The organism is Paenibacillus sp. BR2-3 (genome assembly GCF_046529485.1).
GTDB lineage: Bacteria > Bacillota > Bacilli > Paenibacillales > Paenibacillaceae > Paenibacillus_AQ.
This window is the reverse complement of the sequence record NZ_CP126311.1, coordinates 722,187-737,101: the sequence shown is the minus strand read 5'-3', so window position 1 is coordinate 737,101 and position 14,915 is coordinate 722,187. Positions and strand designations below refer to the sequence as shown.

At 50.1% G+C, this 14,915-nt stretch carries 10 protein-coding genes and 1 riboswitch; all 10 genes read right to left on the bottom strand.

Annotated elements, in window-relative coordinates; translation table 11 throughout:
• Nucleotides 1-27: 27 nt before the first annotated feature.
• Nucleotides 28-195 (bottom strand): hypothetical protein, encoded by a 168-nt coding sequence (locus PaeBR_RS03500; RefSeq protein WP_410513527.1) that lies wholly within the window; start codon nucleotides 193-195, stop codon nucleotides 28-30.
• A 1-nt stretch (nucleotide 196) separates the two neighbouring features.
• Nucleotides 197-5,266: an AAA domain-containing protein gene (locus PaeBR_RS03495; RefSeq protein ID WP_410513526.1), complete on the bottom strand. Its 5,070-nt coding sequence runs from the start codon at nucleotides 5,264-5,266 to the stop codon at nucleotides 197-199.
• 363 nt (nucleotides 5,267-5,629) lie between these two features.
• Nucleotides 5,630-7,414, bottom strand: a complete 1,785-nt coding sequence (gene thiC, locus PaeBR_RS03490) for a phosphomethylpyrimidine synthase ThiC (protein ID WP_410513525.1) — start codon at nucleotides 7,412-7,414, stop codon at nucleotides 5,630-5,632.
• A gap of 108 nt (nucleotides 7,415-7,522) precedes the next feature.
• A riboswitch (TPP riboswitch) is annotated at nucleotides 7,523-7,628 on the bottom strand.
• A gap of 70 nt (nucleotides 7,629-7,698) precedes the next feature.
• Entirely contained in the window at nucleotides 7,699-9,822 is a 2,124-nt protein-coding gene (locus PaeBR_RS03485; protein WP_410513524.1) for a methyl-accepting chemotaxis protein, read from the bottom strand.
• A gap of 153 nt (nucleotides 9,823-9,975) precedes the next feature.
• Nucleotides 9,976-10,239, bottom strand: a complete 264-nt coding sequence (locus tag PaeBR_RS03480) for a zinc ribbon domain-containing protein (RefSeq protein WP_410513523.1) — start codon at nucleotides 10,237-10,239, stop codon at nucleotides 9,976-9,978.
• Nucleotides 10,240-10,265: 26 nt separating this feature from the next.
• Complete coding sequence (locus tag PaeBR_RS03475) at nucleotides 10,266-10,970, bottom strand: DUF554 domain-containing protein (RefSeq protein WP_410513522.1); 705 nt, start codon at nucleotides 10,968-10,970, stop codon at nucleotides 10,266-10,268.
• A 4-nt stretch (nucleotides 10,971-10,974) separates the two neighbouring features.
• Complete coding sequence (locus tag PaeBR_RS03470; protein WP_410513521.1) at nucleotides 10,975-12,402, bottom strand: NAD-dependent malic enzyme; 1,428 nt, start codon at nucleotides 12,400-12,402, stop codon at nucleotides 10,975-10,977.
• 99 nt (nucleotides 12,403-12,501) lie between these two features.
• Nucleotides 12,502-12,642, bottom strand: a complete 141-nt coding sequence (locus PaeBR_RS03465; protein ID WP_410513520.1) for a hypothetical protein — start codon at nucleotides 12,640-12,642, stop codon at nucleotides 12,502-12,504.
• A gap of 129 nt (nucleotides 12,643-12,771) precedes the next feature.
• On the bottom strand, nucleotides 12,772-13,890 hold the full coding sequence (locus PaeBR_RS03460) for an ABC transporter permease (protein WP_410513519.1): 1,119 nt from the start codon (nucleotides 13,888-13,890) through the stop codon (nucleotides 12,772-12,774).
• Between the two features lie 2 nt (nucleotides 13,891-13,892).
• Nucleotides 13,893-14,822: an ATP-binding cassette domain-containing protein gene (locus tag PaeBR_RS03455; RefSeq protein WP_410513518.1), complete on the bottom strand. Its 930-nt coding sequence runs from the start codon at nucleotides 14,820-14,822 to the stop codon at nucleotides 13,893-13,895.
• Nucleotides 14,823-14,915 lie beyond the last annotated feature (93 nt).

The following is a 14,915-nucleotide window of genomic DNA, read 5'->3' as shown; positions in this document are numbered from 1 at the left end:
CTTCAAATAGATGAGGGAAGCTTGTGATTAGATTGTGATTAGAAAGACCTGATTGCAGACCACCCGAATACTACGGATCAAAATATCTAATCCTTCCGCAGAGTCTTCACCCATAAAGCATAGAATAACCACTCGATCACATGCGGATGATGCCACCAAATGAATGAGGGATTCATGATTTCGCAAGGTTCCCATCTCAATCCTCCCTATAATAACTAAACCAAGCCGATCTCCACCTGGTGAAGTGATTTCCTCTTTCTCGGTAGACAAACTTTATCCCTCTATGTCTCAGATCAGCCACGTGTCGGGCCACCCGCCAATCCCCAATCACCCAGATTGCACCGTCCTGCTCTCTTTGATCGATGTACTTAAGACCCTGAGCCGCCAAAAAATCAGTCAGTTTGAACCCGGAATCCGGTACAATCCCTTCCCCATTAAGCCCGAGCACAGCCGCTGAGTTCTGCCGAGGATTCTCCTCCGCTCCAGCCGCCGCTTGCAGGGTAGCCAGCTCCATTTCGATCACAGCCTGCCGTTCATCCTCTGCGTCTCTCATCTCGTCGGTCCAATAATAGGTCAGGTTAGGTTCGGTGCTAATCTCTTCATAAAAGACATCCTCAAAGTCATCTTGAGCCGTAGAAGTGTCGTCCGTTGGCTCTTCGCCAGACTTTTCCTGACCAGCTTCACTGATTACCTCTCGACCAGACACCTCTTGGCTGGCTTCCTTAGGTTCCAGCCATTCCCGTCTGATCTGCGCTGCCCGGTTAATAACCCTGTCTTTAAGCGCCAGTGGCTGAGACTCGCCAGTATTCATCTCGCCGCCCTGAAGATGAAGTTCCCGGGGAATTCCGAGCTGTTCCAGCTTCCGGAATAACGGTTGCAGGGCCTGTACAGGATTGCGGAAGAATTGCCCGCCTCTGATGCGGATAAACGTCCAGCCGAGCCGCTCCAGTATGGCTTGTCTGGACATGTCTTCACCCAGCTTCTCCAGTGGATGCCATTTGTCCCCATCGCATTCCAGAGCTAAACGTTTGCCTCCGCCTTCAATGACCATATCAATGCGGTAAGCCCCCACCTTCCACTGAGGCGTTACTTTATACCCTTCCTCCAACAGACGAGACATCACCTGACGTTCAAATTCTGACTCCAGCACAGGCTCATGTTGTTTCAGGGCTTCTTCGGCGGTATAAGGATTTCTGACATATTCGATTAAGCGTTTCCGTAGGTCCCCATCCTTAAGCTGTGTGGAGGAATCCAGGGAATGGACCAGCCAAAGCTGGTCGCGGGCACGGCTTACGGCAACATTGTAGCGTTTCTTGGTCCGGTTACCGGGATCGGATATAAGCCGCATGGGAACCGATTCGTCGGAAGCGTCTACCATGGACAGGAAAATAACATCCCGTTCATCGCCCTGGAATTGGGCGGAATTGCCGCAGCGGATTTTGCGCCGCTTGTATTCGGTAGCCGGCATATGCTTTTGCAAGTACTGATCAATCCATACAGCCTGCTCCTCACCAAGCAGGGTGATAACCCCGAAGGTCGCATCCTTATATTCTTCTCTTTCGATAGCAGCCAGAATAAGTGAAGCAATGGCCTGGCCTTCGGCCTCATTTTTCTTAGAGCTTCTGCTTCCGCTCTCCACCCGGTACTCAACGGTGAACGGCTTAGTAGACACTCCGCTTGCATCTCTAAGCGGAAGAATCGTCCCGTTGTAGGACAAGCTGTTGCTGAACTGGATAATCGGTTCTACGCAGCGGAAATGCTCCCTCAGTTGGGTCATACCCGCAAAAGAAGTTTTAGCCAAGTCATAGATCGAGGTGCTTCCATCATACAAAGCTGCGTTGGGGATACCCTCCAGATGGGTCTCCATCAGTCTTCTAGTCTCTTCCAGCCTCTGGCCAACCGCCTCCGGGCTCACCTGCTCATCGTCGCCCACGACCACGATTTGCTTGCCGAGATAAAGAGCCGTTAAGGCCATAATGTCCGCCTGACTGGCTTCATCAACGATCACTACATCGAAGTGGTTCTCCGAAGGACTAAAGCTGTCCACTACCCGGTATGTCGGCATAATCCAGACTGGAACGGCCGTCTGGCAGACGGGCATCAGCTTACGGGCCTCTGCAATCAAGTGCGGAGCCGCTTTCCCGGTACGCTTGCCTGCTTTTTTCATCAGCAATTTCCAGCCATGCAATGCATTCTGCTGCTTCAGGGTGGTTTTGCGGGCTAGCGCCAGCCAGGCCTTTTTCTCCACCAATTGAAGGGTAATCGATTTGAATTGTTCCCGAATTCCCGCAAGCTGCTCTTGCAGCGTCTCCGCAGAAAGGGCTGTCCTTCTGTCCAACTCCATATCCAATTGCTTCAGCAGCCAGGCTGATTGCAGTCCCTCCGAAACCCGGGGTTCTCCGTGTACACTGATCCTCTCCCGGACAGCCTCCGCCCAACCAGGAGCAACGGCTTGTACCTGCTGGAGCAACTTCTGCCTCTGCCGGATCTGAACTTGCTTACTCCATAGTTCATCTATAGCATGACAGGCTTGCTCATATCCGTGCTCGTCCAACTGCTTGATGCTCTCCTGCAGAGCAACCATTAATATAGAACGGTAATTTGCCAAAGAAATCACGGTCTGCGTGATCTCGTGGATGCTTCGGGAGACTTCATTCCATTTATATTCGTTAATACAGGAATCTACTATGACAGGAATCTCTTGTTCTACCGTGTCTCGAAGATGAATCCATTCAGCATGCTTTCCCACCGGGACAGGTTTGGACTTAAGCAGCTCCTCCCACAGAACCCCCCCTTTAAGCAGAGTCTGTAACGGCGGGTTGAAGCTCTCCTGCTGCCAATCCAGCAAAAAGCGCATCTCTTTTTGAATGGTTGGCATGTACTCTTCAGGCTCCGTGCCGAGAGTGGAAAGATCATACCCTCCCTTTGCCGTTACTTGCCGATTCCAGCGGGTCATAACCCTGGAGCGTTGATCCTGATAACGGATGACTGTCAGCACAGCATCGAGATAAGCAGCATCCAGACCTTGAAGCCCTTTGTCTCCCGGGAATAGAAAATCACAGGCCTTCTTCCACTGCCGTTTAAGCAGCAGTTGCAACGAAGTCAACTTACTCCCGCCCTCAAGGTAACTCTTTATTTCATTTATTACGGGAAAAAGGGGCTGCAACTCGGTATCGGCCAAATGCTCAAAGCCATACTTGTACTTAGCGGTTCTGGCCGCCCGGTATAAGGCAAGCCACTCCTCCACCTCGTTCATCAGCTCATCCCAGTCGCTTCTGCCGCCCGCTGCTTCTGTGGAGAAAGAAATCAGTTCCAGCTTCCACTCTTCCCCTTGCGAAATAACCGCTACCGCTCTGCGCAGCTGGTCCAATGCAGACTGTAGTTCGTCTATTTTCAAATTCTGATCATTATTGTTCCAGTAAGCCTTATGTTTATCTCTCTCGGCATGTACCAACTCTTTATACACTTTGGCCAGACTGTTGAACTCTTCGGGAGAGACAAGCTGCTCTGTCCGAATCTTTAACTGCTCAAATTCAGCTACTTCCTCCGGCGTGATCTCACCGGAGCTTCGATAGAGGCTTTCAAGCTCGGCAGATGTGAGCGGAAACTCATGGCCTGCCGTGATCCCACCCGGAATAAGCTTCATCGCCTCTTGTCCTGCAGAAATCATCTTCGCTGCCGTAGAGGGATCGTATTCGGAGCCCCATAGAATTATCGGCGTGTAGTCGCTTTCTCTGGACGTTCTTAAATCAGCATTTAGCACCTTGATATCATCTAACATAGACCTGCGTTTTGCTGCCAGCGCGAGTATATCCCGCTCCGTCTCCTCGGTGGATATGGAGCTTAACCTGGAGGTGATGACATCTATCGAGTTCTCCAGCTGCTTCTGTCCGCTTGCTTCATCCAGCACACTGACGCAGAGGTCCTGCAGCGGACCGGCAACCTTGTCGCGCAGGACCGATAGGGCTCTGGAAGTGTGACTCGTTACGAGGACGCTTTTGCCCTCAGCCAGAAAATGCCCCAGTAGATTGGCGATCGTATGCGTCTTGCCTGTGCCTGGCGGGCCTTGAACAAGAACGGAGCCGAATCGGCTTAGCTTGAGCGCAATATCGAGTTGCTCCGAATTTGCTTCCTTGGTGAACAGAATCTCTTCATTCTCTCCATTTATATCCAGATTGGAAAAAGAGACCGCTGAATCACCCTCAGGTGTTGTTCCCAAATCAATCCCGGTAATCCTGGCAACCGCCTGCGGCAGATGGTCGCTGTCGTTTAAATCTTTAATGATTTCCTCTATGGCGTGATCGAAGCCGGCAGAACGTTTCCGCAACAAGATTAACGGGCTTCGCTGTATATATACATTTTCTTCCTCCGACGATGCGGCTACAGGCCGTGTCCCATAAGGAATAAACTGTGCATGAGCTGCTAAGTGACTGGCTACTCTTTTTAAATAACTGTCTGTAGCAGCATAGCCCAGGGGAGAACATGGTTCTTCCAACAAATCATCAGCACATTTCTTAACGGAGAGGGCACTTACCTCTAATGTGTCCCTGAACATGGCGCTATGGAACTCCGCTTCCGTATCGGACGGAACAAGCCGGAATTCCGGAACATCTGGATCAAAGATGAGCTGAGCCTTCTGCATTAACAACGGGTGGTGAATTTTCTCCGGCAGGAGATCCCAGTGCAGGAGGCCATCGGCGATCATAAGCTCGACAGCATCATTCTCACGTTCTATCCAGGAGTGGAGGGTATATAAATTCTCGAACAGCTTCTTCGTTTCACGTACAGGCTCTTCCGTCCGTTTCCATTCACCGCGTACCTTCAGCCATTCTTCCCAGGAGCGTACTCTTTGTTCATCCTGATCGAATCTTTCCTGAACCGGCTCATACTCCCCTGTCTCTTCGTTCTCCACATAAGTTTCGAACCGTTCAATGAACCGCGGCTGCTTGTGGATCTTCTCCCATTCCGGCTCCAGCCAGCGTTTGAGCACTTCTGGCGGCTCCGGGCATGGCGTAAGATCAGGCTTTCTTACCGTTAACAAAACATCCGGTATCGGGTCATCTATCCTTTCGAAAGGGCTCCGTCCGTCCACAAAATCACAGATAATACGAGGATCAACAGGCAGGTCCGTTAGCTGCAATGACCATAGATGCTTCGAAATTTGTTTTTCGACCGGTTGTTTTAATTGGTTCAGTGCCTGTAGATGCGTATATACCTGAATCAGCTTCTGTCTAACTATCTTACGTTGCTCCCCTAACACTTCCATAAATGATTCTCCTTCGTCCAATTATGACAAAAGTCCCGTTTTTTGAACCTATTATAATACAAACCCCTCTAGTTAAATACCAAATTATTCATAAACGGGGATGAGATGAAATTTAAAGGGCTCCAAAGCACCGGATTAGATGGAGAAATTCCCGTTAAAGCGGGAGAATTTCCAGTTACTTCACCTACTGCTGGGTAGACGCTCCTTCTGCTTGGTGCAAGAATTTAAGTAACAAAAAGAAATCGCCCTATGGAATGGAGGTACCACCCAACCATTTCAAAGGAGCGATTTTGTATTATTAGGTCAGCCAGTATCCCAATATAGTCACATACAATTTTAGTTTATAGTCAAAATATTCACGTTCTACTTATAAATCACGCTTCCGCCTTCTTTAAACTCCACCGCTTTCTCTCGCATCCCCGCAGCGATAACCTCTTTCTCCGGCTGCTCTTGCTCCAGCCCATCCTGCTGTCTCGCCGTATCCCGGATATCATGGGAAATGCGCATGCTGCAGAACTTGGGTCCGCACATGGAGCAGAAATGAGCGGTTTTGGCTCCTTCTGCGGGAAGGGTCTCATCGTGGTATTCAAGCGCCCGCTCCGGATCAAGCGACAAATGGAACTGGTCCCGCCAGCGGAATTCAAAGCGAGCTTTGGAAAGCGCGTTATCCCGGTCCTGTGCACCCTTGTGTCCCTTCGCCAAGTCGGCGGCATGGGCCGCAATTTTGTAGGTAATAACGCCTTCCCGTACATCATTCTTGTTAGGCAAACCAAGGTGCTCCTTGGGGGTGACGTAGCAAAGCATTGCCGTGCCGAACCAACCGATCATCGCCGCTCCAATCGCAGAGGTAATATGGTCATAGCCGGGTGCAATATCCGTTGTCAGAGGACCGAGTGTGTAAAAAGGAGCACCATGGCAGAGTTCAAGCTGCTTATCCATATTTTCTTTGATCAGATGCATCGGCACATGGCCCGGACCTTCGACCATCACCTGAACATCATGCTTCCAGGCCAGCGTTGTTAATTCTCCCAGCGTCTCCAGTTCCGCAAACTGGGCCTCATCATTGGCATCTGCGATGGAACCCGGACGCAGCCCGTCTCCCAAGGAGAACGCAACATCATAAGTCTTCATAATCTCGCAGATATCCTCGAAATGCGTGTAGAGAAAATTCTCCTGATGATGAGCAAGGCACCATGCCGCCATAATCGATCCACCCCGTGAGACAATACCTGTCATTCTTTTGGCGGTCAATGGAATATAACGAAGCAGCACCCCGGCATGAATAGTAAAATAGTCCACTCCCTGCTCCGCCTGCTCGATCAGCGTATCCCGGTAAACCTCCCAGGTTAGGTCCTCGGCCTTCCCGTTCACCTTTTCCAATGCCTGATAGATAGGCACCGTCCCAATAGGTACAGGAGAGTTGCGGATAATCCATTCCCGGGTGGTGTGAATGTTTTTGCCGGTCGAAAGATCCATGATGTTATCCGCGCCCCAGCGGATAGCCCATCTCATCTTCTCCACTTCTTCCTCTATGGACGAGGACACGGCGGAGTTGCCGATATTCGCGTTGATCTTCACCAGGAAATTCCGCCCGATAATCATCGGCTCGCTTTCCGGATGGTTAATATTTGCCGGAATGATGGCACGACCGCTGGCTACCTCATCTCTAACAAACTCTGGCGCAACATTTTCCCGGATCGCTATAAATTCCATCTCGGACGTAATGATGCCTTTGCGCGCATAATGCAGTTGGCTGACATTCCGGCCTTCTTTGGCTCTCAGCGGACTCCGCTGCAACCCCGGAAACACCTCCACCTCCGATTTACCTGTAGCATTCCCGTTATCCTCAGGTTTGATGGCTCTTCCCTCATAGGCCTCCGCGTCCCCCCGCTCCCTGATCCACTGAAAACGATGGGGCGTCAGCCCCTGGCGGATATCGGTTTCCGCTTCAGGGTTGGTATAAGCTCCGCTGGTATCATAGACACGAACTGGGGCATTCTCCTCTTCTCCGGCAGTACCCGAAGTTCGGCTTAACGTAATCTCTCGCATAGGCACCTGAATATCCGGCCGTGACCCCTCCACATACACCTTATGACTTCCTGGAAAAGCAGACAAATCAACCGTATCCTTCTTCTCTTGGCTTGGCATCTTATTTCCTCCTATTAAAAGTATTATAAATAAGAGTGCGCGCTAAAAAAGCCGCTCCACAATGGAGCGGCTTCTATCCATAAACGGCCAAGGCCAATATGAGAAAAAAAGGGTCCGACTCCACTTTCCTACGCTGGTATGATCCAGATCAGGTTCAAGGGTCCGGAAATTCATTTTCCCGTCTCAGCCTATTCAGGCTCCCCTAGTGGTTTCTTATTTAATTAGTTATAAGTTACAGAGAAGTCTAGCATTTGTCAACTGATGATAGACATTTGCTTTAACCGCTATTCAAGAGTAAATCTGCCCAAGTCATCCTGCAGTTGCAGCGCATTGCTGCTCAGGGTTGCCGCCGAGGCTTGAATCTCCTGCATGGACGCGAGCTGCTGCTGTGCGCCTGCGGCAATCGTCTCCGCTTCACCGGCATTTTGACGGGAGATAGCCGCAACCTCGCTCACCGATGCGCTTACCTGCTGGCTGCTTGCGGACATTTCTTCAGCAGCCGCCGAGACCTCCTGTATTTGCTCTGTAACCAATTGAATAGCTCCCATAATGGTATCAATGGAACCATTCGCCGCATGAATGGACTTCAGTCCGTTGTCAGCTTCCCGAGATGTTACTTCTACTGATTGGATGGACTGATCCACCAGCCCCCTGATGTGGCCAATAACCTCGGAGATGGACTTGACGGATGTCGTTGTTTGTTCGGCTAATTTGGATACCTCCGATGCAACGACCATAAATCCGCGTCCATGCTCGCCGGCTCTAGCCGCTTCGATGTTGGCATTTAGCGACAACAGCTGTGTTTGGGAAGAAATATTAACAATAGCCGCTACAATAAAATCGATTTGCTCGGAGAGTTCTCCAAGCTGCCCGATGACTTTGCCCGAGTCTATGACGGAAGACTGGATCGTACGCATCTGATCGACGGCAGCTTTCAGCTGTCTGGCTCCCTCCTCGGCATTCTGTACCGCGTGGGCTGCAGAGCCGACCACTTCACCGGCATTTTCTGCAATACGCTGCACACCAATAGCCATTTCAGTCAATGCACCGGATATTTCGCCGGATGCTCTATTCTGAATCTCATTTCCGTCTGATACCGACTGAATCGCCTTGGCGATATGCTCCATAGCCTGTGCGGATTCCGTGGATACAGCGGTTAATTCCTCAGAAGAAGCCGTTAACTGCTCGGAAAGGTCCTGATTACGTCTCAGCAGCTCGTTAAGCGAGTCATTAATTAAATTGAAAGAGGTTCCGATATCCGCCAATTCATCCTTGCTCGCAACCGTTAATTTGCCCGAGAAATCCCCTGCTGCCATTTTTGACGCTTTCCCTTGTATAAGCTGTACGGTCACTTTTACATTCCGGTAAAAAGCAATATAAAAAAGTACAATCAGAACCGCGGCGGCCAATGTAATGGCTAGAATCGTATTGCGGCTATTTTCCAGATGACTGATTCTCCCGCTTAATAAGTTGAAGAGCGTATCAGAATCTGCGGCAAACAAACTGGCTATATCATTTACTGTCTTCAACCCTTCCGGATAGAACTCTTCGGGCTTCATCGACAGTTGTGTATCCTTGATCAGCTTATCATTGATAAGGGAAACAAAAGCCTTGGTGGAGGCGAGGGATTGATTGCCGGATTGATCCAGCTCGGATTTCCAAGCGGTGTTGGAATCATAGATATGTAGTAAGGAGGTCTGAATGCCTTCTCCTGCTGTTTCCATTTGGCTTTTAATTACATTCACATCCATTTTTTCGGCTTCACTGATTTGGTTTCGGATTAATAATTGGTTCCCCATCCCGAGAACTCGTCCGGTCAGCTCAATGAGATCCGGCGCACGGTTAACCATAATATCCATCATATAAAAGGAATCAAGCTCAGGGTCCAGGGTCAGCTTGGATTCATCTGCTGTATCTTTTATAAGCTTCCCGGCCTTTCCGATAATCCCGGTGTGACGTGAGAGGCTTTCTTCCAGGGTCAACTGCTGAGTATCCGCCTGAAGTTTCTCCCACTCGGGCTTCAATGCTTGCAGCGCAGCCGCCGTACGGGAAAATCCTGTTTCTGCAATATCGGTACCAGCGCTGCTGATTTGCTTTTCGATTTCCTGCTCATTTGCGGCAATCTGCGCTTTAGCGGTTTCATCCCCATTTATATACGCTTCCACAAGTGCTCCGTGCTGTTGGAACTTAAGAAGCAGCGGCATCACGGACTGGATGGCTGTAACCCCTTTCCTCTCTTCACGTGCAAATCCGATATCGCTCTGAACCGCCTGAAGCCATAAACCGAGCACCAGAACGAGGGGCACCGCAAAAAGAATGCTGGTTAGAATAAACTTTTGTGCATACTTCAGACGCGACATTACAAAAGTAAACGGAGCCAATAGCCTTAAAAATGAACGAAACAACATACATAACCACCTTTTATTTTTATGAAAAATTAATATATATGCATATTATCGTATAGAAAGCGCTATCAATAAAAGCTCTTTGGAAAATTTCTCATAACACAAATAACCGCCACCTAAAGCAGATGGCAGTCATCGCGTTCATATTTCATTCCTTTACTTCGCCCAACGCTCCAGCTTGGGGATATTCCGTGTAAACACACCTGTCAGAAACCTTGGGAAGCCAAATTCGACCAGCTTCTGCTTGACTCTTTCCTTCATCTGTTCTTGCGTGAGATCTGGCAGTGTAAATTCGCCATTCTGGTAGCAGTGGCTGCAATACTTTTTGCTTTTACTGCCGTCCTTCTCAGACCCGCCCCGCTGTTCGTCACGGGCTAACGGCATGCCGCAGCTTTGGCAGTTCTTGTGTTCCTTTTCCATATTCGTCAGGCTCCTCTTCGCTTCTATCACTGGATTGCATATAGTATTGAAACTAGCAGTACAGCCACTAGTATTCCCGGAAGAAGGTTGGCTACTTTGATATGGGTGATCCCCAGCAAATTTAGCCCTATTGCCGCAATCATAATGCCACCGGTGGCCGTAAGCTCGCTAATACAATTATTCATTAATGCATCAGGAATAAATCGGGTAATCTGTGTGGCGAAAACCGCAATAGCCCCCTCATACAAAATGATGGGAATCGCCGAAAACAACACCCCTACCCCAAGTGTAGTCGTTAAAATAATCGCTATAAATCCATCCATTATAGCCTTCGTGTACAGAATATCATGATTGCCTTTAATCCCGCTATCCAAAGCACCGAGAATACCCATGGCCCCGACGACAAACACCAGGCTGGCTGTAATAAATCCTTGAGAGATGCTCCCCGGTTCATTCGAGCCGATTTTGTTCTCCAGCCAGTGTCCCACAGCGGTAAACTTATCCTCCAAAGCGATCCATTCTCCGATAACAGCCCCGATGACGAGACTTAGAATAACGATCAGGAAATTCCCGCTTTTAAATCCCATTTGGATTCCCAGGACGATGATGGCCAGCCCGATTCCGTTCATTACCGTTTGTTTCATACTTTCCGGTATACGCCGCAGCAAACGCCCCAATAACGTTCCGAATACCACGGTTACTCCATTTACTAATGCCCCTAGCAAAACCATTACTTCACCTCTCCGATGACTCTCCTACAAAAAAATCCGGTGGCACACGCCGGGCCTGACCCGTCAAAATTGCTGCCCCAATCACTGCAATCCGCACCATTTCCACTACTTTGTCATTAAAAATACTCGGAATGATATACTGCTCATTCCGTTCCTCCGGCTGAACCACAGCAGCAATGGCTTTGGCAGCAGCCAGTTTCATTTCCAGATTCACCGACCTGGCTCTGCAGTCGAGAGCGCCGCGGAAAATACCGGGAAAGCACAGAACGTTGTTGATCTGATTCGGATAATCGCTTCTTCCGGTAGCAAGAACACGGACGTACGGTTCCGCCAGTTCAGGCTCAATTTCCGGATTGGGATTCGCCATAGCAAACACGATACTGTCCTGAGCCATACTTTTCACATGATCAACCGTCAGGATGCCTCCCCCGGAAACGCCGATAAACACATCCGCGCCATGGATGGCTTCGGTCAAACCGCCTGCTCTGCCTTCCGGGTTCGTGACCTCTGCGAGCCGCAGCCACTGCGTATTGCTGTACGCTTTCCCTTGTCGGATGATTCCCTCGCGGTCAACAGCAACGATATGGGTTGCGCCCGCCGCCAGCAGCAGATTGCAGATCGACACCCCCGCCGCGCCGATGCCGACAACGATAATTCGGGCCGTCTCTATGGATTTGCCGACAACCTTAAGCGCATTTAGCAGGCCCGCAAGCGCTACAATCGCCGTGCCGTGCTGGTCGTCATGAAAGACAGGGATGTCCAGTTCAGCGGCAAGCCGACGTTCAATCTCAAAGCAGCGGGGCGAAGCGATATCCTCCAGATTAATGCCGCCGAAGCCGGGCGATACCGCTTTAACAATACTCACAATCTCATCCGGGTCTTTCGTATTCAGGCACAGTGGAAAAGCGTCAATCCCGGCCAGCTGTTTGAACAGCATAGCCTTGCCCTCCATCACCGGCATCGCCGCCTCAGGTCCGATATCCCCCAGACCCAGGACAGCCGTTCCGTCGGTAACGACCGCTACCGTATTGCGCTTCATCGTCAGTGAGTAGGCCTTATTCGGATCTTCTGCAATCGCCGTACACACACGGGCAACGCCGGGGGTATAAACCTGTGACAGATCCTCCCGGTTCTTGATCGGCATCTTGGGCATAATCTCAATCTTGCCGCCAAGATGTGCCAGAAAGGTCCGGTCCGATACATTGATGACCTTGATCCCCGGCATATCCGACAACTCACGGACAACCTCTTCATTCCCCGCATCCTGCACATTCACCGTGATATCCCGGGTCGTTACCTCCTTGCCCGCACGGATAACGTCAATGGCTACTATATCCCCGCCGGCCCCCGCTATCCGGGAAGCTACGTCCCCAAAGGATGTTATGGACTTCCGAATCTCCAGCCGGATAATCATCGTGGTTGAGATCGACATGGATATAGCCTCCTAGGAATGGTTTCTATGGATACCAGCGTGGAAAGAAGCTTTTGTAATCATCATAATCTTTCAGATATCGTATCACAAAGCCGGGGTTTAGACATCTTTATTAAACCATCGCTTAAACAGTAAATAAGTCAGCAAATAGCCTCCACCTGTGAATACCACAAACAGCCAGAGCCCTTTCTTCATTCGTGTCAGAATCCGGCTTTGCTCCCCGGGATCATCTTCATGCAAACTCAGCTCTTTATTTCAAATTTTATTATATCAAGCAATTGGAGTGGTTGAGAACACCAAAAAAAACCCGCACAGGCACGAGCCTTTACGGGTTACGGATTATGGCTAAAACCAAGCTGGACTAAAACTTTAACGGGCCTCCGCCTTGCCTTTGCGGTAGATCAGTGCACCCAGTGAGAATGCCATCGCGCCCCACAGCGCCAGAATCCCCATGCCGCTCCAGAATGATGAAGTAAGAAATCCGGACCCGTATACCATACCGCCCCTCATGCCTTCCACGAAATAAGTTAGCGGAATGACTTGGGTAACCGGCTTCAGCCAATCCGGTAATCCGCTTGTGGCGAAGAAGATGCCGCTCAGGAACATCATTAGGAAGCTTGCAATATTGGCCATACCCATATAAGCTTCGATAGATTTGCTGAAGGAGGAGAACAAGTAGCCAAGTGCATTAAAGGCCAGTACTCCCACAAAGAAAGCAACAATTAATGTCGGAAGATCCATATGCAGGTTGGCGCCGAAACCGTATACCCCGATGAGACTCAGAAGTACAATTTGTACAAAGCTGAGCACGAAACGCACCATCATTCCGCCCATTCCATACAGCCCCATGCTTAGAGGTGTCATCCGGAGACGCTTGAGAAGACCGGACCTGCGGATCTCAACCATATCGACCATCCCGAACAAGCCCGCCTGGGCGACGGAAAGGGCAATCATCCCCGTGAGCAAAAAATCGGCACTGCTTAAGTCCTTACTCCCGCTTGATAGCACAGAGGTCTCTAATGTAAAAGCCGGTTCAACGCCTGCAGCCGCATAGCTGGCCTGCTGGACGTATTGTTGCAATATCCCTGCTACAGCCTGTGACGTGGCATTGGTCTCATTCTCGGCATTAACAATCAGTTGGATATTACCTGCGTTCTCACGCTGGGGAAGAATAATGACAGCATCAACGTCCTTGTCTTTAATCCAGGTGTCGGCTTGTTCTCTGCTGACCGCTTGCTCTGTCTTCCATTCCAATACCGGCATCTTCCGAAGCCCGGCTTCCAGGGTGTCGGCTGCGGCATTCGATTGCGGCTTAACAAGGGCAACCTTTGCCTTGAAGTCGCTGCTGCTCCCTCCGCCGAAGATAATCATGAACAGCACCATCAGAATGACCGGGAAGAATAAATTCCAAAACCAGACCTGCTTCTCCCGGAACATAGTCTTCAGCTGAGCGGTGAACAGCTTCATGAGCTGCTTGCCATTCGTCATCGTCAATCCCTCCATTCTTTGCCTGTAAAGGCAATAAAGACGTCTTCAAGGCTCATCTCGCGAATGGACACATGCTCAACCCGGTAGCCCCGTTCCTTAGTAATACCAAGCAAGTCGTACAAGGATTGTTCCGGCTGCACCGACCACAGCGACAGATGGGCTCCCTCCCGTTCCATACGAACAATATCAGGCTGACTCCGGATGGCTTCTTCGGTTTGCCTGGCCGCTTCCTCTCCGTCGTGAAAAGATAAACGTACTTCCCGTTCCTGCGTCAATTTGCTGATCAGAGCAGCCGGTGTATCCAGGCTAATAATGTGCCCCTGGTCTACGATGCAGACGCGGTCACTCAGCTTCTCCGCCTCTTCCATATAATGCGTGGTCAGTATGATGGTTGTGCCAAGCGCCTTCAGCTTCATGATAATGTCCCATATATTACGGCGTGCTTGGGGATCCAGCCCTGTAGTTGGCTCATCCAGAAAGATCACGCTAGGGTCGTTGATCATTGCCAGACCAATCGCCAGGCGCTGCCTCTGCCCCCCGGAGAGTGACCTTACCCGCTTGCTTCGATGATCCGTCATGTTAATCATCTCCAGCACTTCTTTAGGTTCCCTGGACTTAGGATAAAATGAGGCGAACAAATCCAGGTTTTCCTCGGCGGTTAAAAGATCAAATAAGGCACCCGACTGCGGTTGAACACCGATTATAGTCTTTATTTCACTCTCATCCTTGCTCCAGGAAAGCCCATTGATCGAAACCGTGCCGGCGTCCGGCTGCTGTAATCCTTCAATCATCTCCAGCGTGGTAGTCTTTCCCGCCCCATTCGGACCGATGATTGTAAATACTTCTCCCGCTTCTACCGAAAAGCTGATGTCCTCCACGGCTTGCACCGTCCCGAACGACTTCCTTAGGTTCTTTACTATAAGCACAGACATTGTATCCCTCCCGCTTATCCACTTATTAACACAGCTTTATTATATTCCAGCCAGTTGAACATTTTGAACCGCCTGTAAGAGGAATTAATATCG